A 21,266-nucleotide genomic window follows, 5' to 3' on the forward strand; every position below is an offset into this window, starting at 1 on the left:
CCACAAAAAGATTATTCGCTGCGTTGAGGGCGACGATGGCTCAGCGCCTGGTCGATCCAGGCCAGCACATCGGCAATCACTTCGTCGCGATTGGTTTCGTTGAACAATTCGTGCCGCGCCTGCGGGTAGATCTTCAGTTGCAGGTTCTGGCTGCCGGCCGAGCGCAACGCTTCGGCCAGATCTGTCAGACGCTTGCCTTCGCTCACCGGATCACATTCACCGCCGATTACCAGCAGCGGCAGGCCCGGGTCGATCTGGGCGAGATTGGACGCTTTGCTGATCTGCTGCAAGCCACCGAGCAAATCGATCCATAACTGATTGGTGCAGCGAAAGCCGCACAGCGGATCGGCGACGTACTTGTCGACCTCGACCGGATCGCGGCTCAGCCAGTCGAACGGCGTGCGCGCCGGTTTGAATGGGGTGTTGAACGAGCCGAATGACAACCATTCGATCAGCGCACTGCGACCCTTGCCGCCCTGGCGCAGTTTCTCGAATCGGGCGATCTGCCGCGCCGCACCGTACAACGCCACTGGCTGGAAATTCGAGCCGCTGAGAATCGCCCCGTGCAGGCTGGCGCTGTGATGCAGCAGGTAACCCTGGGCGAGGTAGCTGCCCATGCTGTGCCCGAGCAGAATGATCGGTACCTCGGGATGCTGCTGGCCGATATGCTGATTGAGGCTGGCCAGATCGCCGATCACCTTGCACCAGCCGTCGTCATCGGCGAAATGCCCGAGGGTCCCGTGTTCGGCGGTTTTGCCATGGCCGCGCAGGTCCGGGGCGTATACCCCGTAGCCTTGCTCGCAGAACGCATTCGCCAGTCGCTCGTAGCGAGCACTGTGTTCGGCCATGCCGTGGGCCAGCAGGATCAGCGCTTTCAATGGCGCGGATGGCAGCCACTGGTTGACGTACAGGCGGCTGCGGTCACTCGCGTCCAGCCAGAAGGCATGGTGGATCATGGCAATTCCTTTTTATCGAGCGGTAACGGCCCGCAGTCGTAGCATTGTATAGCGCGTCCGATCAGCTCACGCCACGGCAGGAAGATTCATACGATCAATGACGACTACGCCCATATTTGCCTCACTGGCCATAGCTGCTAGTGTCCGTGAAGCTCCGCTTTTTGCTTTCTGCCCTTTAGGGGGCGGCGCGAAACCACAGAAAAGCGGCTCCCGGATCGATTCAGGTAAAGAGGACAAGAACAATGCAACCTGATTTCTGGAATGACAAACGCCCCGCCGGCGTACCACTGGACATCGACATGGGCGAGTTCAAGTCGGTGATCGAGGTGTTTGAGCGTTCCTGCAAGAAGTTCGCGGACCGTCCGGCCTTCAGCAACATGGGCGTGACCCTGACCTACGCGGAACTCGAGCGCCACAGCGCAGCGTTCGCCGGTTACCTGCAAGCCCACACCGATCTGGTGCCGGGGGATCGCATCGCGGTGCAGATGCCCAATGTGCTGCAGTATCCGATTGCCGTGTTTGGCGCCTTGCGCGCCGGGCTGATCGTAGTCAATACCAACCCGCTGTACACCGCGCGCGAGATGCGCCACCAGTTCAAGGACTCCGGTGCCCGGGCGCTGGTGTACCTGAACATGTTCGGGCAGAAGGTCCAGGAAGTGCTGCCGGACACCGAGATTCAATACCTGATCGAAGCGAAGATGGGCGACCTGATGCCCACCGCCAAGGGCTGGCTGGTCAACACCGTGGTCAGCAAAGTGAAGAAAATGGTCCCGGCCTATTCGCTGCCCCAGGCCATCTCGTTCAAGAGTGCGCTGCGCTTGGGCCGTGGTCTGGGGATCAAGCCGCTGAAAGTCGGTCTCGACGACATCGCCGTGTTGCAATATACCGGCGGCACCACCGGCCTGGCCAAGGGCGCGATGCTGACCCACGGCAACCTCGTGGCGAACATGCAGCAGGTGCGCGCGTGTCTTGCGCAACTGGGGCCTGACGGTCAGCCACTGCTGCGCGAAGGGCAGGAGGTGATGGTGGCGCCGCTGCCGCTTTACCACATCTATGCCTTCACCGCGAATTGCATGTGCATGATGGTGTCGGGCAACCACAACGTGCTGATCACCAATCCGCGAGACATCGCAGGTTTCATCAAGGAGCTGAAGAACTGGCGTTTCTCGGCGTTGCTCGGCCTGAATACGTTGTTCGTCGCGCTGATGGATCACCCGGACTTCAAGACCCTGGACTTCTCCAGCCTCAAGCTGACCAACTCCGGCGGTACTGCGCTGGTCAAGGCCACCGCCGAGCGCTGGGAGCAGATCACCGGTTGCCGCATCACCGAAGGTTACGGCCTGACCGAAACCTCGCCGGTGGCCTGCACCAACCCGTATGGCGACAAGTCGCGCCTGGGCACGGTCGGTCTGCCGGTGCCGGGTACGCTGCTGAAAGTCATCGATGACGAGGGTGTCGAACAGCCGATGGGCGAGCGCGGCGAGCTGTGCATCAAAGGCCCGCAGATCATGAAAGGCTACTGGCACAAACCCGAAGCCACCGCCGAAGTGCTGGATGCCGAGGGCTGGTTCAAGTCCGGTGATATCGCGGTGATCGACCCGGACGGTTTCGTGCGCATCGTCGACCGCAAGAAGGACATGATCATCGTCTCCGGTTTCAACGTGTACCCCAACGAAATCGAAGACGTGGTCATGGCCCACCCGAAAGTCGCCAACTGCGCGGTGATCGGCGTGCCGGACGAGCGTTCGGGCGAGGCGGTGAAACTGTTTGTGGTGGCGCGGGAAACCGGGATCAGCCTTGAGGAGCTGAAGGCGTACTGCAAAGAGAATTTCACCGCTTACAAAGTGCCGAAACACATCGTACTGCGTGAGTCGTTGCCGATGACGCCGGTCGGGAAGATTCTGCGGCGGGAGTTGCGCGATATCGCTTAAAGAGCAGAAGCGAAAAGATCGCAGCCTGCGGCAGCTCGTACATGGGAAATGTATTCCCTGTTGGAGCTGCCGAAGGCTGCGATCTTTTGCTTTCAAGGCCCGGAAAACCGGGGCTTTCAGGCTGGTATAGGATTTTTGCTCTAAAATGACTGTTAGAAAGTCTTGAGTCATTAAAGTGACCATGAAGGCCGCTTTTGGCTCTAGTCGGCCCTCGGCAAAGCTGCTACTCTCGGCGCGCTTTGTGACTTCTCGGCCTGTATGAAAGCCAGATTCACCAATACAAAACACACACCAATAATAATCGCATCAAATGCGGTGAAGAATTCGCGTTGCTGAGGAGTGGGCTTCCATGATCGAAGACTTTTGGAAGGATAAATACCCGGCTGGAATTGCTGCCGACATCAATCCAGACGAGTACCCGAATATTCAGGCAGTGTTGAAGCAATCCTGCCAACGCTTCGCCAACAAACCGGCTTTCAGCAACCTGGGCAAGACAATCACCTACGGTGAACTGTACGAATTGTCCGGTGCATTTGCCGCGTATCTGCAACAGCATACCGACTTGCAGCCCGGTGATCGAATCGCCGTGCAACTGCCCAACGTTCTGCAGTACCCGGTTGCCGTCTTCGGTGCGATCCGCGCCGGCCTGATCGTGGTCAACACCAACCCGCTGTACACCGCGCGGGAAATGGAACACCAATTCAATGACTCCGGCGCCAAAGCGCTGGTCTGTCTGGCCAACATGGCACACTTGGCGGAAGCCGTGGTGCCGAAAACCGGCGTCAAACACGTCATCGTCACCGAAGTCGCCGACCTGCTGCCGCCGGTCAAGCGCCTGCTGATCAACAGCGTGATCAAGTACGTGAAGAAAATGGTGCCGGCCTATCACCTGCCTAAAGCCGTCAAGTTCAACGACGTGCTGAGCAAGGGCCAGGGCCAGCCGGTGGCCGAAGCCAATCCGCACAGCGGTGATGTCGCGGTGCTGCAATACACCGGCGGCACCACCGGCGTGGCCAAGGGCGCGATGCTGACCCATCGCAACCTCGTCGCCAACATGCTGCAGTGCAAGGCGCTGATGGGCTCCAACCTCAATGAAGGCTGCGAGATCCTGATCACCCCGCTGCCGCTGTACCACATCTATGCGTTCACCTTTCATTGCATGGCGATGATGCTGATCGGCAACCACAACATCCTGATCAGCAACCCGCGCGACCTGCCGGCGATGGTCAAGGAATTGTCGAAGTGGAAGTTCAGCGGTTTCGTCGGCCTCAACACGCTGTTCGTCGCGCTGTGCAACAACGAAGGTTTCCGCAAGCTGGATTTCTCCAATCTGAAAGTCACCCTGTCCGGCGGCATGGCCCTGCAACTGGCGGCCGCCGAGCGCTGGAAAGCGGTGACCGGTTGCTCGATCTGCGAAGGTTACGGCATGACCGAAACCAGCCCGGTGGCCACGGTCAACCCGATCCAGAACATCCAGATCGGCACCATCGGCATTCCGGTGCCGTCGACCCTGTGCAAAGTCATCGACGATGCCGGTGTCGAGCAGCCCATGGGCGAAATCGGCGAGTTGTGCGTCAAGGGCCCGCAAGTGATGAAGGGCTACTGGCAGCGTCAGGAAGCCACCGATGAGATCCTCGACAGCGAAGGCTGGTTGAAGACCGGTGACATCGCGCTGATCCAGCCCGATGGCTACATGCGCATTGTCGATCGCAAGAAAGATATGATCCTGGTCTCCGGTTTCAATGTTTACCCGAACGAGCTGGAAGACGTGCTGGCAACCCTGCCGGGCGTGTTGCAGTGCGCGGCCATCGGCGTGCCGGACGAGAAGTCGGGCGAGGCGATCAAGATCTTCATCGTGGCCAAACCGGGTGTGACCCTGACCAAGGAAACCGTGATGGAGCACATGCGCGCCAACGTCACCGGTTACAAGGTGCCGCGTTCGGTGGAATTCCGCGATGCGCTGCCGACCACCAACGTCGGCAAGATCCTGCGCCGCGAGTTGCGTGACGAAGAGCTGAAGAAGATCAAGGCCAAGTCCGCCGCCTAAAGCAAAAAGCCCCGCCGATGCGGGGCTTTTTATTGGAATAGGTGGTGGATTTGTAGTGACTGTAATGCCGCTTTCGCGAGCAAGCCCGCTCCCACAGTCAACCGCGTTCCTCCAGTTGGAATACAGTCAAATGTGGGAGCGGGCTTGCTCGCGAAGCTTTTCGGTTACTGCCGGAACGGCGCGAAGTTCACGTTGGTCCCCGTCGGGCGCATGTCCTGCAGATACGAATCCTTGTCCGCACTCAATTCCAGGCTCAACGCGGCCTTGCGCTTGCCTTCATTGCGAATCACCAGACCTTCGAGCTTTTCCCGCAGGAACACCGTCGGCACTTTCAGGTGCAGCAGTTCGTCGGTGGCCGGGGTGTGCATCAGCAGGTGAATCCACTCGTATTGACCGACGGCCAGGCGCGAGACCGGCAGGTCGAACCACCAGATGTTGCGGTTGCGGTTCAGTTCGGCGAAGTGACAGTTGTTGGTGCCGAGCACAGCGCCGCCCAGTTCCTGGTTGCGACGGGCAATGGCCTGCTTTTTATCGAGTTTCATAACATTCCTGCGGGATCTGATCGTTGGCGCGCGGCGCCCATAGGTGCGCATTCTCGGGGCTTGAAGGGCAAACATAAAGCCCAACCTGCATTGCACGACGAAATGAACAGCAAAAATAAATGAAACTCGTGGCAAACCTGCCCGGTCAATCATTACGTACTGACTTTTCCCCCTAATTGCACCAAGGAGAAACACCATGAGTAGCACAGGCGATAAAGTAAAAGGCATGGCCAACGAAGCAGTCGGCAACGTCAAGCAAGGCGTCGGTAAAGCCACCGACAACACCAAGCTGCAAGCCGAAGGCAAGGTTCAAGAGAAAAAAGGCGAAGCCCAGCAAGCAGTCGGCAAAGCCAAAGACGCCATCAAAAAAGGTGTCGACAAGGCGTAATCCAGCCTTGAACGCAACACACGAGCGGCCATCCAGGGATGGCCGTTCTTGTGTCAAAAGCTTGCGCGAGCCACCAAGGGTCGCCAAGTGAGCTACCTTGATGTAAAAAACCGCCCCTGAGTCGCCACGACTTCAACCTGTAATGCGGCGAAAGGAGACGCGAATGATTTTTCCGGACATGAAAGGTCTGCCACTGCACCGGGTGATGGTGCGCACAGTGACTGAATTCATCGATGACGAGATGTCGACTTACGCCTCGGCACTGGCCTACCAGATGCTGTTCTCGCTGTTCCCGTTCATTCTGTTCCTGATTGCCCTGATCGGTTTCCTGCACCTGCCGGACTTCTTCACTTGGCTGCGTCTGCAATCGGAACTGGTGCTGCCACCGCAGGCGCTGGAACAGGTCAACCCGGTCATCGATCAGCTGCAGCAGTCCAAGGGCGGCTTGCTCTCGATCGGTATCGTCATCGCCCTGTACACGGCATCTGCCGGCGTGCGGCTGATGATGAGCGCGATGAACGCCGCTTACGACGTGGTCGAGGGCCGGCCGATCTGGAAGCGTTTTCCGCTGTCGGTGTTCTACACCGTCGGCATTGCCGGCATGTTGCTGGTGGCGGCCGCACTGATGGTGCTCGGGCCGCAAGTGATGGGCTGGATTGCCGCGCAGGTGGGCCTTGAAGATTTCATTGTCACGGTGTGGACGATTGCCCGCTGGCCAGTGATCGTGATTCTGATGATGGTCGCCGTGGCCCTGATCTACTACGTGATGCCCGACGTCAAACAGGAATTTCGCTTCATCACCCCAGGCTCGGTGCTGGCGGTGGTGGTGTGGATCGTGGCTTCGTTGGGGTTCGCGTTCTACGTCAAAACCTTCGCCAACTACAACGCGATGTATGGCAGCATCGGCGCGATCATCGTGCTGTTGCTGTATTTCTATATTTCCGCCGCCGTGCTGCTGCTTGGGGCGGAGATGAACGCGGTGATCGAACACATGTCCAGCGAGGGCAAGAACGAGGGCGAGAAAGTCCCCGGCGAACTCGATGAACATCCCAAACAACACGTTTCAGGGCTTGGGCGCGACCAGTCGCTGAAACCGAATACCGACGAAGTCTGATCATGATCCGTGAAATCCTGAAAATGGGCGATGAACGCCTGCTGCGCATCGCTCCGCCGGTGCCCCCGGAAATGTTCGACAGCCCCGAGCTGTGGCAACTGATCGATGACATGTTCCAGACCATGGAAAGTGTCGGAGGCGTCGGCCTGGCCGCGCCGCAGATCGGCGTCGACCTGCAACTGGTGATCTTCGGTTTCGAACACAGCGAACGCTACCCGGACGCCGAAGCAGTGCCGCAGACGATTCTGATCAATCCGCTGATCACGCCATTGAGTCCGCTGACGGAAGAGGGCTTCGAAGGCTGCCTGTCGGTACCCGGCCTGCGTGGCGCGGTGGATCGCTATCAGCAGATTCGCTACGAAGGGTTCGATCCCAAGGGCGAACCGATCGTGCGCGTGGCGTCAGGCTTTCATGCGCGGGTGGTGCAGCACGAGTGTGATCACCTGATCGGTCGCTTGTATCCGTCGCGCATTACCGATTTCAGCAAGTTCGGCTTTACCGAAGTGATGTTCCCGAATCTCGATCCCGCAGCCGATGACTGATCCTGAGAATACCTCTATCCCAATGTGGGAGCGGGCTTGCTCGCGAAGGCGTCGTATCAGTCAATTGATGCAGCGACTGACACGACGCCTTCGCGAGCAAGCCCGCTCCCACAATTGATTTTTATGGTTTCAGCCCCATCGCAATCATCGGCTTGCTCCGCGCATACCGGCTCAACCGTTCGGCCAGTGCGTAGGGCAGGGCGGGATCGAAACTGAAACCGCGCCGTTCGTAAAACCCGCGCATGTCCGGATGACAGAACAGCCACACCGGCTCCTGCAAATCCTTCACCGCCGCCGCGATCAACTGCCCGGCGATCCCTTGCTCACGGCAACCCGGATCAACAAACAACCCGGTCAACCAGTGTCCGCCCGCCACCGGCCGCAAGCACAATGCGGCGACGATGTCCTCGCGCCGTGCCACCCACAACTGCGCGTCGCGCACCGCCTTCATCGACGATTGGTGGCTGCGGTAAAACTTGTTCATCAACGGCCACAAAGGCTCGTCGAGCAGGACGTATCGGGTATCGGGCATGGGATCGGACTGGCGTCGGGCAAAGCGCCGATTATAAAAGAACGCGCGCCGCGCGATAGGTGTATACCTGAGCCTACATCCCTGTGAGTGGAGTACGCATCATGTCCAAAGGTATGGATTCAAAGAAAGCCGCGAAGAAGAAACCGGTGAAGACGGCGATTGAAAAGCGTGCGGAGAAGAAAGCCAAGAAGGTCGATATTTTCGGTCATTGATCACGTCCTTCGGGAGCCCGTCCGCCGGGCTCCCGTTTCAACGCAAAAATAATCTGCAAGATTGCTCGGCTTCGTTGCACAGAAGGGGAAGATTCCCGTTCCGAGCCACGCCATGCCGAATTACTTCGACGCCGACCATCGCCAGCAGATCGAAACCCTGCGCCAGCGCTTCACCGCCCGCACCGAGTGGCCAACGTGGCTGCTGTTGATCGGCGTGTATGGCGGCTGGTTCACCATCATCCTCAATAGCGCCTGGCTGGGTCGCGGCTTGAGCACCTTGTTGCTGATTCCGTTGCTGGTGCTGTGGCTGTCGGTGCAGCATGAATTGCTGCATGGACATCCGACCCGCTCGGTGCGGTTCAACAAAGTCCTCGGTTATGCGCCGTTTGCGGTGTGGTATCCGTACACCCTGTACCGCGACAGCCACCTGCTGCATCACCGCGATGAAGACCTGACCGTGCCCGGCATTGATCCGGAAAGTCGCTACCTCACGGCAGCACGCTGGCAGGGCAGTTCGCTGTTTGAACGCAGCCTGCACTGGCTGAATAAAACCGTAATCGGCCGCTTCATCATTGGTGCTCCGCTGGGATTGATCGCGCTGGCCGCCGAAGAACTGCAACGTCTGAAAAACCGCGAGCGTCAGGCCTGGCTCATGTGGCTGACCCACGGAGCGATGACTCTACTGATGCTGCGGTTCATCGCCCGCTACAGCGTGCTGCCGGTCTGGCATTACCTGCTGCTGATCAGTGTGCCGGCGCTGTCGATCGCGATGATCCGCTCCTACTATGAACACCGTCCGCATGCACAACCGGAACAGCGCACGGTGCTCAACGAGGCTGGCTGGCCGTGGCGCTGGCTGTTTCTGAATCTGAATTTTCATCTGGTGCACCACGACCTGCCGGGGCTGGCGTGGTACGACTTGCCCCAGGCCTATCGCATGCGCCGCGAGCAATGGGTGGCGCGCAGTGGCGGGTTTCTGGTGCAGGGTTATGGGGAGTTGTGGCGGCAGCACGGGTTCAGACCGATCGACAGTCCGCAGCATCCTTTCCACTAATCTCAAGAACACCACAAAACCCCTGTGGGAGCGGGCTTGCTCGCGAATGCGATAGAACAGTGACATGTCTGGTGTCTGACACACCGCTTTCGCGAGCAAGTCGAATCGTCGCACCGCCGCTCCCACAGGGGTAAGTATTTGCAGGGAAATAACGTGTATGACCCAACACCATCTCGAACTGCTGATGTACACCGCCCCCGAGCCCATCCGCTTGGCCAACGAACGCTGGATTTCCCGCATCCTCGAACACCTTGGCCACTCCCGCTTGAACGCCGCCAGACTGTCGCTCCCCGAACTCTGGTTATCCCCGGATCTGCTGCTGACCCAAACCTGCGGCTATCCACTGATGACCTTGCTGCGCGGTCAGGCGCGCATCGTCGGTCGCCCGCGCTACGAATTGCCCGACGCCACTGCCGGCAATCATTGCAGCCTGATTCTCAGCCGTGCTGACGACAACCGCAGAACCCTGGCGGACTTTCGCGGCAGTCGCGGGGTGATCAACGGTGAAGACTCCAACAGCGGCATGAACCTGTTGCGTCAGCGCCTGGCGCCGCTGCAGCGCGACGGGCAGTTTTTCGCCTCGGTCGGCATCAGTGGCGCACACCGCGAGAGCTTGCGCTGGTTGCGGGACGGTCAAGCCGATCTGGCGGCTATCGACAGCGTGACCTACGCCTATCTCGCTCAGCATGCGCCGGAAGAAGTCAGCGGTTTGCGGGTTGTGGCGCGCAGTGCGTTGAGCCCGACGTTGCCGTTTATCACGGTCGCTACCGCTACTGATGAGCAGGTCGAACAGTTGCGCCGGGTGATGAATCGGGCGTTGCGTGAGTTGCCGGATGTGGCGCAGACGTTGGGATTGCCTGAGGTGCTGCCGGCCAGTGAAAGCGATTATCGGGTTGTGCTCGACTATCTGCGTGAGGCTGAAGAATTGGGCTATGGCCGCTTGCGCTAAAGATCGCAGCCTTCGGCAGCTACTACAGGTTGAACGCTTTCCAATTGTAGGAGCTGCCGAAGGCTGCGATCTGTTGCTCTTATATCTCCAAAAAGAATATAAAAATGAAATATAAATATTATTAATGCATAAGGCGCCTTGCTAGGATCGCGCCACCGGATCACCGGACATTCAGCGACCCTTACCCAGGAGCCCTTATGTCCGGCGCCGACACCGCTCACCGCAATCATCTCGACGCTCTGTTCCGCGCCCACTACCGCTGGCTGTGCACTCACCTGCGCCGACAACTGCACGACGCCGCAGGCGCGGAAGACATCGCTGCCGAAACCTTCGCGCAATTGCTTCAGGCGCCCAGTGTCACGGCGATTCGCGAACCCCGCGCCATGCTCACCACGATTGCTCAGCGCTTGCTTTATCAGCGCTGGCGCCGGGCGGATCTGGAGCGCCGGCATGCGCAGCAGATCGACGTCGAGGTCGCGCTCTCGCCTGAAGAAATCGCCCAACTGAGCCAGACCCTCAAGCGCCTCGATCACAGCCTGCAACGCCTGCCGGGCAAAGTCCGCTCGACCTTTCTGCTGGCGCGGATCGATGGCCTGACTTACCCGCAAATCGCCGCCGAACTGGGCATCTCGCAACGTTCGGTCAGCGTTTACATGACCCGCTCCCAGGCCCTGTGCGACCGCCACAGCGCCAACCAAATCCTGACAGACAAGAGGTCCGCATGAGATCGATCAAAACCCTGCTCGGCCGTTCGTTACTGGCGCTGAGCCTGAGCGTCGGCGCTGTTTCGGCGGCGGAAAAAAACGCGCCGATCCACTTCGGTGACATCACCTGGGAAAGCGGCAGTTTCATCACCGAAGTGCTGCGCCTGATCGTCGAAAAAGGCTACGGCTACCCGACCGATACGCTGCCGGGCAGCACCGTCAGCCTGGAAGCGGCGCTGGCGAAAAACGACATTCAGGTGATCGGCGAGGAATGGGCCGGGCGCAGTCCGGCGTGGGTCAAGGCGGCCAATGAAGGCAAGGTCTTCGGCCTCGGCGATACGGTCAAAGGCGCGACCGAGGGCTGGTGGGTGCCGGAATACGTGATCAAGGGCGATCCGGAACGCGGGATCAAACCGTTGGCCCCGGAGCTGAAATCGGTGGCCGACCTGCCGCGCTACAAGGAGGTGTTCCGCGACCCGGAGGATCCGAGCCGCGGACGTTTCCTCAACAGCCCGACCGGCTGGACTTCGGAGATCGTCAACAGCCAGAAACTCAAGGCCTATGCGCTGACCGACAGCTACGTCAACTTCCGCACCGGTTCCGGGGCGGCGCTGGATGCCGAGGTGGCATCGTCGATCAAACGCGGCAAACCGGTGCTGTTCTACTACTGGTCACCGACGCCGCTGCTCGGGCGATTCAAACTGGTGAAGCTCGAAGAGCCGCCGTTCGATGCCGAAGCCTGGAAGACCCTGGCCGATGCCAACAACCCGAATCCCAAGGGCACTCGCTCGATGCCGGCCAGCCTGGCGATTGGCGTGTCGGCACCGTTCAAGGCGCAGTATCCGGAACTGGTGTCGTTCTTCGAGAGAGTCGATTTGCCGATTGATCTGTTGAACCAGACCCTGGCCGGAATGAGCGAAAAGCGCCAGCCACCGCGGCAGGTCGCCGAAGCGTTTTTGCGCGATCAGCCGCAGGTGTGGAAGGCGTGGGTGCCGGGGGAGGTGGCGAGCAAGGTGACGGCGGGGCTTTGAGTTTCAACTGTTTGATCTGTGGCGTTTGAGCTATCGCCTTCGCGAGCAAGCCCGCTCCCACAGAGGGGCGGGCGCGCCACAAATCCAGTGTGGGAGCGAGCCTGCTCGCGAATGATCTAAAGACCTACACCGCTTCCGCCGCCAACGCCGCGATCACGGTCGGCCGCCGCTCAATCCGCGCCTGAAACCGCGCCAGCGCCGGCCACTGCGTCAGCTCGATCCCGAACAACCCGGCCCAGCGCAACACCACAAACAACAACGCATCCGCGACGCTAAAACCGCTCGGCAGCAGATACTCCTGCTGCTCCAGCACCGCGACCAACACGGCAAAACGCTTGAACAACTTCTCCTTGATCGGTTCGGCCGGCAGACGCTCATCGAACAGTGCGCCGAAACCGCCGTGGATCTCGCTCGAAATGAAATTCAACCACTCCTGCAAACGCAGCCGTTCGAAACTGCCGGGCGCCGGAGCCAGCCCTGATTGCGGTTGCAGATCCGCCAGATACTGCAGGATCGCCGCCCCCTCGGTCAGTACCGCGCCGTTGTCCAGTTGCAGTGCCGCGACGTAACCCTTGGGGTTGATCGCAAGAAAGTCTTCATCGCTGGCCGTGCGCTTGCTGCGGTTGTCGACGCGGATCAGCACGAAGGGCAGCTTCAGTTCGCGCAACACAATGTGCGGCGCCAGCGAACAGGCTTGCGGGGCGTAATACAGCTTCATCTGCAGCTCTCTGGTGAGGATTTGGCGCCAGTGTCATAGTGCGCCGCACCTTCGGTAAAATTAATCTTTCAGAAATCTGCCATAAGGACAGCTACTGGCATGATGAACCTGATGCATTGGCGGCTGGTGGTCGCCGTCGCCGATCACGGCAACATCACCCGCGCGGCCGAGCGGGTCGGCATGACCCAGTCCGGCGCCAGCCAGGCTTTGGCGCTGATGGAGGAAACCCTCGGCGTGCAGCTGTTCAGCCGCGAAAGTCGCCAGACCTTGCCGACCGCCATTGGCTTGCCGGTGATCGAACAGGCGCGGCTGATGCTCGGTGCACTGGAGACCATTCGCCAGACTGTCGACAGCGTTCGCCCGATGCTGCGCGGGACGATCCGCCTGGCGAGTTTCCCCATGGTGCTGGCGAGTTTTCTGCCGCCGCTGCTGCGCCAGTTCAATCGGCTGTACCCGGGGATCGAAGTGGTGGCGCTGGAGGTCAGCGACGATGAGGTCGAAACCCTGCTCGCGGCCGGTCTGGTGGATGTTGGCGTGGTGCTCAACCCGGCACCCGAGCGTAACGCCGGGCCATTGGGTCGGGATGAATGGGTAGCGGTAGTGCCGGCAGGGCATCCGCTGGCGCTGCGAGGAACCGAGCAGGGCGTCAGCCTGCAAGAACTGACGGCGCTGCCCTTTGTGCTGGCCACCGGCGGTTGCTCGACTAACGCCCGCAGCCTCGCCGCCGAAGCCGGGTTGCAGTTGCAGGACGTGCGGGTCGAGGTGCGCGAATGGAGCAGCGCCTTCACGTTGGTGCGGGAAAACCTCGGTGTGACGCTGGTGCCGGAAATGACCTTGCCGGCCGAGCGCCAGGGCTTGCGCGTGATTGCCTTGCAGCCACGTATCGAACGGGTCTTTTCGCTGGTGCTGCCTGCGGGGCAGACGCCGCCAGCGGCGGTGCAGGCGTTGCTGGATCTGGTGGCGGAGACGGCAGTCGTGACAGCTCGCTGAACCGTTTCTTGTGCAAAAAGTGCCAGATACTGGCCGACTAGTGGCCTTGCGCACGGCATGGCGCTGGCTATGCTAGCTGTAACTAACTATGTCGACCGTCATCGGTTAGCCGTGATTTCAACGCTGCCAGAGTGCGCAACCCAAGGCACCGGACACTGAACCAACAAGGAGCAAGTTGTACATGGAAGTTTTCTGCACGTTAGGGCTGGCCCGCTGCTGGGCTATCAAGAGAAGGATGTCTTGATTAGAGCGTCGCGTCATGGACACTCCGATTGAACATCATTTATCACCTGACAACTTCCTCCCGTGGAGGAATGCGTGTGCCTGTTCTGTGGAACGTAGTGGTGGATTCTGAAAGACCTGACTTTCATCAAATCAAAAGACCGCGCGGAAGGTGATACAACCATGTTCAACCTACATCACAAGGCTGACCTGCAGGAAATCGAGCGTTTCAGCTGCGCCTTGACCGAAGCCAACGCCAAGCTCGAAGCGATCAGCCGTTCGATGGCGATGATCGAATTTACCCCCGAAGGCATTGTTGTGGATGCCAACGAAAACTTCTGCAAGACCATGGGTTACAGCGCCGAGGAAGTGCGCGGCAAACATCATCGGATCTTTTGTGAAGAAGCGTTTTACCGCAGCGAGGAATACGCAAAGTTGTGGCGCGATCTGGCCCGGGGTGAACCGATCAGCGGCACGTTCCTGCGCTTGAACAAGAGCGGCAGGGAGATCTGGCTCGAAGCCAGTTACATGCCGGTGTACGGCCCGGAAAAACAGGTTCGAAGTGTGATCAAAGTGGCCTCGGACATCACCGCCCGGGTCAACAAAGAGCACGAAGAAGAAAGCATGCTGGCGGCGATCAGCCGTTCGATGGCGGTGATCGAGTTCACCCCGGACGGCAACGTGATTACCGCCAATGACAACTTTCTGAAAACCATGCAGTACTCGCTCAACGAAATCGTTGGCCACCACCACAGCATGTTCTGCCACCGTGCCGAATCCGAGTCGGCGCAATACAAAGCATTCTGGGCATCGCTCAATCGCGGCGAATATCACTCGCACCGTTTCGAGCGCAAGAACAAGTCCGGGCAGATGGTTTATCTCGAAGCCTCGTACAACCCGCTGTTCGACACCAAGGGCCGTTTGTACAAAGTGGTGAAGTTCGCCAGCGACATCACCCAGCAGATGACTACCTTGCAGAACGCCGCGGAGTCGGCCCACAGCACTTCGGTACAAAACGACGCCTGCGCGCAAAAAGGCTCACAGGTGGTGCAGCAAACCGTGCAGATCATTCAGGACATTTCCCGCGACCTCAACGAAGCGGCGCTGAGCATCGATGCGGTGAGCAAACAGTCGGACATCATCGGCAGCATCGTCCAGACCATTCGCGGGATCGCCGATCAGACCAACCTGCTGGCGCTCAACGCCGCGATCGAAGCGGCCCGGGCCGGTGAGCACGGGCGCGGTTTTGCGGTGGTGGCGGACGAGGTACGCAGCCTCGCGGCACGCACCAGTCAGGCGACCCTGGAGATTGTCGAAGTGGTGCGCAAAAACCATGACCTGTCGCTGAGTGCGGTGTCGAGCATGCAGTCGAGCCTGAGCCGCACCGGGCTGGGTGTGGAACTGGCGAATGAGGCGGGGGAGGTGATTCTGGAGATTCAGCAGGGATCACGGCATGTGGTGGATGCGATCAGCCAGTTCAACGATACGTTGCAACTGAACTGACACCCCTCAACAACTGTAGGAGTGAGCCTGCTCGCGATTGCGGTACGTCAGTTACTGATCCAGTGACTGACACACCGCATTCGCGAGCAAGCCCGCTCCTACATTGGTTGTTCCGCGACCTTCAGATCACAGCGAAGCGAGAAACTTGTTCGCCAGTTTGTCGCTGTCCTTGACGTCATTGCTGTTTTCTTTGTCCGACTGCGCCAGTTTCATCTTGTCCTGCAGACGCTCGGCGATCTCCTTGCCGATGGCCTGCTGCTTCTCCGGCGGCATGGCTTTGATGTCGTCTTCGGTGAGGCCCATGCTCTGAAGGACACTGTCACGCAGACGCTGTTCCGGCGACTTGCTCATGTAGTCCTTGAACGCGTCGGTGGCCGAGGTGCCGGTAGTGCTGCCGGCAGCCGTGGCGTCGGTGGTTTGCAGGCCGACGCGGGTCTTGGCGAAGGCTTCGTCGACGTTATCGCTGATGCGCGTGGCGGCGGCCACTTGCTGAGAGGCGATCTGCGTGGCCGAATCCTGGACCGTTGAAGTCGCATCGGTGGCTTGCAACTGGGTCTGGTTCTGCAGCGATTGCAGCATGGCGCCGTGCAGGCCGCTTTGCAGACCGGCAGCGGCGGTCGTGGTCGCGTCTTCCGCCAGCCGCTTGGGCAGGTGGATGAGCTGCTGCTGTTTGGCACTGACCAACATCATGATGGAGACCTTTGGATAATTGCTGACGGGCGTATCCGAGCAATTACCGTGCCTTTGCAGCAAATTCCGCTATTTCAAGGAGTTGCTGCTCTGGCATGCGCAACAAAGCGGTCATCCCTTGCCGTCAGGCGGCAGAGGATGACCGTGCGGCCGTCAGCGATGGGCAATGTTTTCCAGCGCCAGATTGCGCGTGCGCGGGCCGAACCAGCCGATGGTCAGCATCACGATCAGCATGCTGCTGACGATGAACGCGAGTACCCCGGGCGTGCCGAAGTGGTCGAGGAACAGCCCGATCAACAGGCTGCTGAACACCGTCGACAAGCGACTGAACGAATAACAGAAGCCCACCGCCCGGGCGCGGATGTTGGTCGGGAACAGTTCGCTCTGGTACGAGTGATAACTGAAACTCAGCCACGCATTGCAAAAGGTGATCATCACCCCGCAGAAGATCAGGCCGAAGGCGCTGGTCTGCAACGCGAACAAAGTGCCGAAGGTCATCGCGCCGAGGGCCGAGCCGACGATCTGCCATTTGTTCTCGAAACGGTTGGCAAATTTCACGAACAGCAACGGCCCGAGCGGGTAGGCGAGGGTGATGATGAACGCGTACATCAGGCTGTGAGTGACGCTGACGCCCTGGCCGGAAAGCAGCGCCGGCAACCAGTTGCCGAAACCGAAGAAACCGATCGCCTGGAACACGTGAAAGACGATCAGCATCAGTGCCCGACGGCGATACGGTGGTTGCCAGATGTCGGCGAAACGACCCTTGCCTTCGACATCCACCGGGACGGCTTCGGGGGCATCCAGCGGTTGGCGGTGATCCTTCTCGCAGCGTGTTTCGATGTTGTCGAGAATTCTGTTCGCTTCATCGAACCGCCCATGCTGCGCCAGCCAGCGCGGCGACTCCGGCAGACGCTTGCGCAGCCACCAGATGAACAGCGCAAACACCGCACTCGCCAACACCACCCAACGCCAGCCGGACACACCGAACGGCGCCTGCGGCACCAGCCACCAGGACATGAGTGCCACCGCCGGCACCGAGAGAAACTGCACGAAAAACGCGAAGGCAAACGCCGAACTGCGCATGCGTTTGGGCACCAGTTCCGAGAGGTAGGCGTCGATGGTCACCAGCTCGATCCCGAGGCCGATGCCCACCAGAAAACGCATGCAGATAATGCCCAGCGCCGAGCTTTGAACGCCCATCAGCACCGTGGCCACCGTGTACCAGACCAGCGCAAAAGTGAAGATTGCGCGGCGGCCGAAGCGGTCAGCCAACGGACTGAGCAGACTGGCTCCGAAGAACAGGCCGAGGAAGGTCGCGGAAGCGAAGGCCGCCTGATCGGAGAAACCGAACACGCCCTGATTGCCGGTGGCAAAGATCCCGTCGCGGATCAGCCCTGGGCTGATGTAGGCGGTCTGGAACAGGTCGTAGAGTTCGAAGAAGCCGCCGATCGACAACAGCGCCACCAGACGCCAGATCGTGGCGACGGCAGGGAGGCGGTCGATGCGGGCGGAAATCTCGGCGGCGCGTATCGGGTCGATGCCGTCGCGTTGCGCGGCGGCGGGGGCATGAGCAGTCATCGGCTGATCCATTTTTTATTGATGGAAAAGCTTAGCCTGCTACCGGAGTGGGTGGGTTGTGAATATCGGCGGTTTTCTCGGGAATACCGCCGATTTTTTGCAATAACTGCTTACGAATTAACGATTTATGCCGCAGCGGCCGAATCGGGCAGCGCTGAGGCCGGCAAGCCGAAGAGGCGATCGAACAGCCAGTTGAAGGCAAACGTGTAGCACGGGATGAAGATGATCAGTGCCAGATCCAGCAGGAATGCCTGCACCAGACTGATGTTCATCCACCAGGCGATCAGCGGAATCAGGAACACGATCAGCGTCAGTTGAAAACCCACGGCGTGGGCGATGCGCCGTTTGACCGTGCGGGTGCGCGACTTCTGGCGGCTTTCCCAGTGCTCGAACAGCGAGGTGTAGATGAAATTCCAGGTCACCGCGATGGTGGTGATGATCACCGCCAACGGGCCGGTGCTGCCGGGCGAAGTGCCGGACAACAGCGCCAGACCGAGGGCCGAGAAGGTCATGCCGATCACTTCGTAGAGCGACACGTAGACCAGTTTGCGTTTGACGCCTTGCATGGGGATTTGCCTCTTTCTTGCAACGTGTTGGCCAGCGGGACTGGCGAAGACGGCGAAAGATAGCTTCAATAGACGTGACAGAAAAAGTCAGAAGCTTTCAGTTTTGGTGATAGGTAGGTGAAGTGAATTTCAACAGCGACAGCATCGAACTGTTTCTGGCGGTGATCGAGCGTGGCTCGTTCTCCGCTGCTGCCCGCGCTTTGGGCCGGGTACCTTCGGCAGTCAGCATGGGCATCGGCAATCTGGAGGCGGAGCTTGGCTATCCGCTGTTCGACCGCAGCCACCGCGAACCGCAGCCGACCGCGATGGCGCTGTCACTGGTGCCGCATGCGCGGCTGATCGCCGAGCAGCTCAAGCAACTGCAGGTGCACGCGGTGGAGTTGTCACTGGGGCTGGAGAGCAAGTTGTCGATTGGCGTGGTCGCGGACATTGACCGGCGCCGCTTGCTCGCCGCGATCAAGGTGATTGCCGAGCGCCATCCGCTGCTCGACATTGAAGTGCTGACCGCACCGCAGGACGACGTGCTGGCGATGCTGCACAGTGGTCGCGTCAGCGTCTGTCTGGCGTTTGCCGGGTTGAGCATGAACGTACTGGAGCGTTTTCAGTTTGTCGGCAGCGAGCGGATGATCGCCACGCTGGCAGCGGACAGTCCGTTGTTGCAGGGGCAGGATCTGTTTCTCGAAGACCTGGTGCATGTGCGGCAGATCGTCGTCGCCAGCCGCGACTTGCCGATCAGCGAGACCCGACCGCTGGTGGCCGAGTCGCACTGGCGCACCGACACCCTGGAGGCGGCGCTGGAGATGGTCGAGGCGGGACTGGGCTGGGGCAATTTTCCGTTGTCGGTGGTGCAGCCGTGGCTGGACAGCGGGCGCCTGAAACCGCTGAATTTCCGCAATATCGAGAATGGCCTGGTGCTGCCGGTGCACGCGGTGTGGCTCAAGAGCCAGCCGCTGCAGAAGGGCGCGTTGGCCCTCGTCGAATTGCTCGGCCACTGAGCCCAACACAACCCCCCTGTAGGAGTGAGCCTGCTCGCGATAGCGTTGTGTCAGGCGATGCATGTGTTGAATGACACACCGCTATCGCGAGCAGGCTCACTCCTACAGGGGTGTGTTTCAACTCAGCATTTGGGAAGGATCAGGTACTCTCGCGAATCTTCAACTCGAAGCCCATATCCTCAACCGGTCGCGCCACGCTGTTGCCGGCCATCAACGTCAACATCTGCTCCGCCGCACGCCGGCCGATTGCCTCGCGCGGGGTGTTGATGCTGCTCAGGCGCGGCACCATGTGTTCGGACATCGGCAAGTCGTTGAAGCCGAGAATCGCCACCTGCTCGGGGATCTTGATCCCATTGCGCAACGCTTCCAGCAGCGCACCCTGCGCGAGGTCGTCGTTACCAAAGAAGATCGCATCAACGTCCGGGTGCGCCGCCAGCAGTTGCAGGAACAGCTCGCCGCCCAGGCCAACAGACGAGGAGCGCGGGGTCAGCACTTCCAGATCCGGGTCGTAGCGACCGGCCTTTTGCAGGGCTTTGCGGAAACCTTCGCCGCGCAACAAAGTGCGCTGATCGAGTTGTGCGCCGATGTAGGCCAGACGCTTGCGCCCACGAGAGAGCAAATGTTCGGCAGCGGTTTCGCCGGCATTGAGCTGGGAGAAACCCACGCAATTCACCCCGGCGGCGCTGTCCAGTTCCATCATGTACACGCAGGGAATGTTGCTGGCCTCGATCATCCGCCGTGAACTTTCAGTGCGGTCGAAGCCGGTCAGCAGCAAACCGCGCGGCTGATAGGCCATGTAGTTGCGCAACAGGTTTTCTTCTTCATCGCGTGAGTAGTGGAAGTTGCCGATCAGCACTTCGAAGCCCTTGGGCGTGAGTACCCGATGAATGGCTTCCAGCGTATCGATGAACAACAGGTTGGACAGCGACGGCACCAGGACCACCACCGAATGGCTCTGCGCCGAGGCCAATGCGCGGGCGGCAGGGTTGACCACGTAGTTGAGTTCGAGCGCGGCTTTCTGCACTTTTTCCACCAGTTCGGTGGCCACGGTGCTGACTCCGCGCAGAGCGCGAGAGGCGGTAATCGGGCTCACGCCGGCGAGGCGGGCAACTTCATTAAGGGTGGGACGGCCGGTGGTGCGAGTGTTTTTATCGTTTTTAGGGGTGGTCATCGGGCGGCTTGCCAAACAAAAATCAAGGCACTAAGGTAGCGCTGTCCTGATGCAGCTGCAAATGCGTAAGCGAGGTCCTGCCTGATCTCGCTTTTTGGCGTTGGGGCGCAAACCTGCTGCAACCCAAAAAAACGACAAGAAGGCGTCGGCAACTTCTGCCTGTGCACTAGAGTCATAGCTAGCAAAGGTAGCGCTGTCTGCGCGCTGAGGTGTTATATGAGTCATCCCATCACCGCCCTGGTCATCATGGGCGTTGCCGGTTGCGGCAAGACGTGCGTCAGCGAGGCCCTGTGCCAATTGAGCGGCGCCACTGCCATTGAAGGCGATACTTTTCATCCGGCCGCCAACATCGAAAAGATGAGCGCGGGGATCCCCCTGAACGACGACGACCGTGCCGGCTGGCTCGACAGCCTGTGCGATGAACTGCGCCGTGTCGACGCCCTTGGCGAGCGTCCGGTGCTGACCTGTTCGGCCCTCAAACACAGTTATCGCGAAGTGCTGCGCAGTGCCTTGCCGGGCCTGGGCTTCGTGTTCCTGGAGCTGACCCCGGAAGTGGCCGCCGACCGCGTATCGCATCGCCCGGGCCACTTCATGCCGGCGACGCTGATCGAAAGCCAGTTCGCCACCCTCGAATCGCCGGTCGGCGAGCCGCTGACCCTGGCGCTGAATGCTTCGATCCACAGTGTTGAAGAGCTTGCCGCGCAAGCCCACGTCTGGTGGCAGGCCCATGGTCTGAAACAGGCGGTATGAGTGTGTTCATGCAGATAGCGCAGTCCTCACGATTTCTGTTCAACCCGCTTTAATAACAACAACAAGCCAGGAGACACCCCC

At 59.9% G+C, this 21,266-nt stretch carries 21 protein-coding genes; 13 read left to right on the plus strand and 8 right to left on the minus strand.

Annotated elements, in window-relative coordinates; genetic code table 11:
• Positions 1-11 precede the first annotated feature (11 nt).
• Positions 12-956, minus strand: coding sequence for an alpha/beta hydrolase (locus LCH64_RS03990; protein ID WP_226499553.1), 945 nt, complete (start codon positions 954-956; stop codon positions 12-14).
• 242 nt (positions 957-1,198) lie between these two features.
• Here LCH64_RS03990 and fadD2 point away from each other — a divergent pair, with 242 nt between their 5' ends.
• On the plus strand, positions 1,199-2,887 hold the full coding sequence (gene fadD2 / locus LCH64_RS03995; protein ID WP_226499554.1) for a long-chain-fatty-acid--CoA ligase FadD2: 1,689 nt from the start codon (positions 1,199-1,201) through the stop codon (positions 2,885-2,887).
• Between the two features lie 349 nt (positions 2,888-3,236).
• Positions 3,237-4,934: a long-chain-fatty-acid--CoA ligase FadD1 gene (gene fadD1 / locus LCH64_RS04000; protein ID WP_226499555.1), complete on the plus strand. Its 1,698-nt coding sequence runs from the start codon at positions 3,237-3,239 to the stop codon at positions 4,932-4,934.
• A 164-nt stretch (positions 4,935-5,098) separates the two neighbouring features.
• Here the strand turns inward: fadD1 and LCH64_RS04005 are convergent, their stop codons facing one another.
• The gene (locus LCH64_RS04005; protein WP_003227412.1) at positions 5,099-5,476 is read right to left on the minus strand and encodes a hypothetical protein; all 378 of its coding nucleotides are present in this window, start codon (positions 5,474-5,476) and stop codon (positions 5,099-5,101) included.
• 196 nt (positions 5,477-5,672) lie between these two features.
• Here LCH64_RS04005 and LCH64_RS04010 point away from each other — a divergent pair, with 196 nt between their 5' ends.
• From LCH64_RS04010 to def, 3 genes are all read left to right on the plus strand, one after another.
• Positions 5,673-5,864, plus strand: coding sequence for a CsbD family protein (locus LCH64_RS04010; protein WP_003227408.1), 192 nt, complete (start codon positions 5,673-5,675; stop codon positions 5,862-5,864).
• A 163-nt stretch (positions 5,865-6,027) separates the two neighbouring features.
• A complete protein-coding gene (locus LCH64_RS04015) occupies positions 6,028-6,978 on the plus strand; it encodes a YihY/virulence factor BrkB family protein (RefSeq protein WP_003227406.1) in 951 nt (316 codons plus the stop codon).
• Positions 6,979-6,980: 2 nt separating this feature from the next.
• Positions 6,981-7,520 carry a peptide deformylase gene (def, locus tag LCH64_RS04020; RefSeq protein WP_226499556.1) on the plus strand — a complete coding sequence of 180 codons (540 nt, stop codon included), beginning with the start codon at positions 6,981-6,983 and terminating at the stop codon, positions 7,518-7,520.
• 121 nt (positions 7,521-7,641) lie between these two features.
• On the opposite strand, the gene LCH64_RS04025 is transcribed toward def, so the two are convergent.
• Entirely contained in the window at positions 7,642-8,052 is a 411-nt protein-coding gene (locus LCH64_RS04025) for a GNAT family N-acetyltransferase (protein ID WP_226499557.1), read from the minus strand.
• 324 nt (positions 8,053-8,376) lie between these two features.
• On the opposite strand from LCH64_RS04025, the gene LCH64_RS04030 reads away from it, so the two are divergent.
• From LCH64_RS04030 to LCH64_RS04045, 4 genes are all read left to right on the plus strand, one after another.
• Entirely contained in the window at positions 8,377-9,318 is a 942-nt protein-coding gene (locus tag LCH64_RS04030; RefSeq protein ID WP_226499558.1) for a fatty acid desaturase, read from the plus strand.
• 157 nt (positions 9,319-9,475) lie between these two features.
• Entirely contained in the window at positions 9,476-10,267 is a 792-nt protein-coding gene (locus tag LCH64_RS04035; RefSeq protein WP_226499559.1) for a PhnD/SsuA/transferrin family substrate-binding protein, read from the plus strand.
• 197 nt (positions 10,268-10,464) lie between these two features.
• On the plus strand, positions 10,465-10,992 hold the full coding sequence (locus LCH64_RS04040; RefSeq protein WP_226499560.1) for a sigma-70 family RNA polymerase sigma factor: 528 nt from the start codon (positions 10,465-10,467) through the stop codon (positions 10,990-10,992).
• Complete coding sequence (locus tag LCH64_RS04045) at positions 10,989-12,002, plus strand: ABC transporter substrate-binding protein (protein ID WP_226499561.1); 1,014 nt, start codon at positions 10,989-10,991, stop codon at positions 12,000-12,002. The genes LCH64_RS04040 and LCH64_RS04045 overlap by 4 nt, the downstream gene beginning before the upstream one ends.
• Positions 12,003-12,126: 124 nt before the next feature.
• Here LCH64_RS04045 and gstA read toward each other — a convergent pair whose 3' ends face one another.
• Positions 12,127-12,720 carry a glutathione transferase GstA gene (gstA, locus tag LCH64_RS04050; protein ID WP_226499562.1) on the minus strand — a complete coding sequence of 198 codons (594 nt, stop codon included), beginning with the start codon at positions 12,718-12,720 and terminating at the stop codon, positions 12,127-12,129.
• 99 nt (positions 12,721-12,819) lie between these two features.
• Here gstA and LCH64_RS04055 point away from each other — a divergent pair, with 99 nt between their 5' ends.
• Positions 12,820-13,710, plus strand: a complete 891-nt coding sequence (locus LCH64_RS04055; protein WP_226499563.1) for a LysR family transcriptional regulator — start codon at positions 12,820-12,822, stop codon at positions 13,708-13,710.
• A 405-nt stretch (positions 13,711-14,115) separates the two neighbouring features.
• Positions 14,116-15,435: a PAS domain-containing methyl-accepting chemotaxis protein gene (locus LCH64_RS04060; protein WP_226499564.1), complete on the plus strand. Its 1,320-nt coding sequence runs from the start codon at positions 14,116-14,118 to the stop codon at positions 15,433-15,435.
• A gap of 126 nt (positions 15,436-15,561) precedes the next feature.
• Here LCH64_RS04060 and LCH64_RS04065 read toward each other — a convergent pair whose 3' ends face one another.
• The 3 genes from LCH64_RS04065 to LCH64_RS04075 all read right to left on the minus strand — a co-directional run bounded on the left by LCH64_RS04065 (position 15,562) and on the right by LCH64_RS04075 (position 18,269).
• A complete protein-coding gene (locus LCH64_RS04065; RefSeq protein ID WP_226499731.1) occupies positions 15,562-16,122 on the minus strand; it encodes a hypothetical protein in 561 nt (186 codons plus the stop codon).
• Between the two features lie 156 nt (positions 16,123-16,278).
• On the minus strand, positions 16,279-17,703 hold the full coding sequence (locus tag LCH64_RS04070; RefSeq protein ID WP_226499565.1) for an MFS transporter: 1,425 nt from the start codon (positions 17,701-17,703) through the stop codon (positions 16,279-16,281).
• Between the two features lie 125 nt (positions 17,704-17,828).
• Positions 17,829-18,269: a PACE efflux transporter gene (locus LCH64_RS04075; protein WP_003227382.1), complete on the minus strand. Its 441-nt coding sequence runs from the start codon at positions 18,267-18,269 to the stop codon at positions 17,829-17,831.
• 122 nt (positions 18,270-18,391) lie between these two features.
• Here LCH64_RS04075 and LCH64_RS04080 point away from each other — a divergent pair, with 122 nt between their 5' ends.
• Entirely contained in the window at positions 18,392-19,264 is an 873-nt protein-coding gene (locus tag LCH64_RS04080; protein ID WP_226499566.1) for a LysR family transcriptional regulator, read from the plus strand.
• A 139-nt stretch (positions 19,265-19,403) separates the two neighbouring features.
• Here the strand turns inward: LCH64_RS04080 and LCH64_RS04085 are convergent, their stop codons facing one another.
• The gene (locus LCH64_RS04085; protein WP_027612588.1) at positions 19,404-20,435 is read right to left on the minus strand and encodes a LacI family DNA-binding transcriptional regulator; all 1,032 of its coding nucleotides are present in this window, start codon (positions 20,433-20,435) and stop codon (positions 19,404-19,406) included.
• A gap of 216 nt (positions 20,436-20,651) precedes the next feature.
• On the opposite strand from LCH64_RS04085, the gene LCH64_RS04090 reads away from it, so the two are divergent.
• Positions 20,652-21,185, plus strand: a complete 534-nt coding sequence (locus LCH64_RS04090; protein ID WP_003227379.1) for a gluconokinase — start codon at positions 20,652-20,654, stop codon at positions 21,183-21,185.
• Positions 21,186-21,266 lie beyond the last annotated feature (81 nt).

The organism is Pseudomonas sp. MWU16-30322, from assembly GCF_020515535.1.
Taxonomy (GTDB): domain Bacteria; phylum Pseudomonadota; class Gammaproteobacteria; order Pseudomonadales; family Pseudomonadaceae; genus Aquipseudomonas; species Aquipseudomonas fluorescens_H.

What these genes read in the sequence shown, in the direction of transcription:
- LCH64_RS03990 (WP_226499553.1), bottom strand. Translation starts at nt 956, where the DNA reads ATGATCCACCATGCCTTCTGGCTGGACGCGAGTGACCGCAGCCGCCTG.
- fadD2 (WP_226499554.1), top strand. Translation starts at nt 1,199, where the DNA reads ATGCAACCTGATTTCTGGAATGACAAACGCCCCGCCGGCGTACCACTG.
- fadD1 (WP_226499555.1), top strand. Translation starts at nt 3,237, where the DNA reads ATGATCGAAGACTTTTGGAAGGATAAATACCCGGCTGGAATTGCTGCC.
- LCH64_RS04005 (WP_003227412.1), bottom strand. Translation starts at nt 5,476, where the DNA reads ATGAAACTCGATAAAAAGCAGGCCATTGCCCGTCGCAACCAGGAACTG.
- LCH64_RS04010 (WP_003227408.1), top strand. Translation starts at nt 5,673, where the DNA reads ATGAGTAGCACAGGCGATAAAGTAAAAGGCATGGCCAACGAAGCAGTC.
- LCH64_RS04015 (WP_003227406.1), top strand. Translation starts at nt 6,028, where the DNA reads ATGATTTTTCCGGACATGAAAGGTCTGCCACTGCACCGGGTGATGGTG.
- def (WP_226499556.1), top strand. Translation starts at nt 6,981, where the DNA reads ATGATCCGTGAAATCCTGAAAATGGGCGATGAACGCCTGCTGCGCATC.
- LCH64_RS04025 (WP_226499557.1), bottom strand. Translation starts at nt 8,052, where the DNA reads ATGCCCGATACCCGATACGTCCTGCTCGACGAGCCTTTGTGGCCGTTG.
- LCH64_RS04030 (WP_226499558.1), top strand. Translation starts at nt 8,377, where the DNA reads ATGCCGAATTACTTCGACGCCGACCATCGCCAGCAGATCGAAACCCTG.
- LCH64_RS04035 (WP_226499559.1), top strand. Translation starts at nt 9,476, where the DNA reads ATGACCCAACACCATCTCGAACTGCTGATGTACACCGCCCCCGAGCCC.
- LCH64_RS04040 (WP_226499560.1), top strand. Translation starts at nt 10,465, where the DNA reads ATGTCCGGCGCCGACACCGCTCACCGCAATCATCTCGACGCTCTGTTC.
- LCH64_RS04045 (WP_226499561.1), top strand. Translation starts at nt 10,989, where the DNA reads ATGAGATCGATCAAAACCCTGCTCGGCCGTTCGTTACTGGCGCTGAGC.
- gstA (WP_226499562.1), bottom strand. Translation starts at nt 12,720, where the DNA reads ATGAAGCTGTATTACGCCCCGCAAGCCTGTTCGCTGGCGCCGCACATT.
- LCH64_RS04055 (WP_226499563.1), top strand. Translation starts at nt 12,820, where the DNA reads ATGATGAACCTGATGCATTGGCGGCTGGTGGTCGCCGTCGCCGATCAC.
- LCH64_RS04060 (WP_226499564.1), top strand. Translation starts at nt 14,116, where the DNA reads ATGTTCAACCTACATCACAAGGCTGACCTGCAGGAAATCGAGCGTTTC.
- LCH64_RS04065 (WP_226499731.1), bottom strand. Translation starts at nt 16,122, where the DNA reads ATGTTGGTCAGTGCCAAACAGCAGCAGCTCATCCACCTGCCCAAGCGG.
- LCH64_RS04070 (WP_226499565.1), bottom strand. Translation starts at nt 17,703, where the DNA reads ATGACTGCTCATGCCCCCGCCGCCGCGCAACGCGACGGCATCGACCCG.
- LCH64_RS04075 (WP_003227382.1), bottom strand. Translation starts at nt 18,269, where the DNA reads ATGCAAGGCGTCAAACGCAAACTGGTCTACGTGTCGCTCTACGAAGTG.
- LCH64_RS04085 (WP_027612588.1), bottom strand. Translation starts at nt 20,435, where the DNA reads ATGACCACCCCTAAAAACGATAAAAACACTCGCACCACCGGCCGTCCC.
- LCH64_RS04090 (WP_003227379.1), top strand. Translation starts at nt 20,652, where the DNA reads ATGAGTCATCCCATCACCGCCCTGGTCATCATGGGCGTTGCCGGTTGC.